The organism is Streptomyces sp. NPDC002130, assembly GCF_040296465.1.
In the GTDB taxonomy this organism is placed as follows: Bacteria; Actinomycetota; Actinomycetes; order Streptomycetales; family Streptomycetaceae; genus Streptomyces.
This window is the reverse complement of sequence record NZ_JBEOXI010000979.1, coordinates 1-1,257: the sequence shown is the minus strand read 5'-3', so window position 1 is coordinate 1,257 and position 1,257 is coordinate 1. Positions and strand designations below refer to the sequence as shown.

The window sequence follows — 1,257 nt, the reverse complement described above, 5'->3', positions numbered from 1 at the left end:
GAGTGAAGTTCGATCGCTCCAAGAGCAACGACATCATCGGTTCCGCAAACAGTCTCGCAAGTGTTCTCGGTCGGTTCGATTCGTCGCTGACGGGTCAGTCGATCGCCGAATCCTCGACGGCCGTCAAGGGCGACTATCTGGTGACCCGGCTGCGCAGTGACGACTACGACCAGGTTTCGGCACAACTGGGAGCCATCTCGGGAGTATCTGTCTCGGACGAATCGGATCTCGTCTCGACGGACCCGGAGTTCGCGCCTGACCTACTCGGGCAGATCAAGAAGACGATCATCGACGAGGTTGACGGTAAAGCCGGCTGGAGTGTCGTCACGGTCAACCAGAACGGCGTCGACACCGACGTGCTGACCGAGACTGCGCCGCAACCTGTTCCGTCGTTCAGTATCAGTCTGGACCGTAACATCCAGATCGCTGCGCAGCGCGCGGTGAACGTGAACAAGGACCAGGCGATGATGGTGGTCATCGAACCGTCGAGTGGGGCCATTCTGGCCGTTGCACAGAACAAGGCGGCGGACCGTGACGGACCGGTCGCGACGATGGGTCAGTACCCACCGGGTTCGACGTTCAAGATCATCACGGCGGGTGCGGCGATTTCGACCGGTCAGGCAACCCCCGACACGATGGTGCCGTGCCCGGGCCGGATCGAGATCGGTGAGCGCAGCGTCCCCAACTACAACGAGTTCTCGCTCGGCACAGTGCCGATGGCAACGGCCTTCGCGCGTTCGTGCAATACGTCCTTCGCCAAGCTGGCCAGCGAGATGCAACCGGACACGTTGACCACTGCCGCAGCGCAGTTCGGTATCGGCCAGGACTACAACGTGGTGGGATTGCCGATCGATTCGGGTTCGGTGCCGCCGGCGCTGCTTCTACCCGGCACCACAGTCACCTTTGTCCGTGCATGATTTTGGTGCAAGCATGATTTTGGTGTCTTCACCGCGTTGTTGCGGGAGAATGGATTCATGGCCTGGCTCGAGGTAGTGCGTACCGGCCCGCTCGCCACAGTTCAGGACCGCGGGCGGACGGGCTACGGCGCCCTCGGGGTCGGCAGATCCGGCGCCGTCGACATGGTCTCACACGACAGCGCTAACAGACTCGTAGGCAACACTTTTCGAGCAGCAACCATCGAAGTCACCACTGGGGGTTTCGCCCCAGTCCAAGCCCACGATGATGGTCCGCGTCGGCCGTGGCGGCGCGCAGGACGGCGCATACTCCACCGACGGCGGCAGCAACTGGACCGGCTTC

General features: G+C 62.3%; 1 protein-coding gene and 1 pseudogene. Both read left to right on the top strand.

Translation table 11 applies throughout. From position 1 onward, the window contains the following. The coding region (locus ABT116_RS47595; RefSeq protein WP_351647659.1) for a penicillin-binding transpeptidase domain-containing protein at positions 1-917 on the top strand (917 nt) is incomplete at its 5' end. 57 nt (positions 918-974) lie between these two features. Continuing rightward, positions 975-1,151, top strand: a pseudogene (locus ABT116_RS51250) (allophanate hydrolase subunit 2 family protein); the annotation flags it as partial. Positions 1,152-1,257 lie beyond the last annotated feature (106 nt).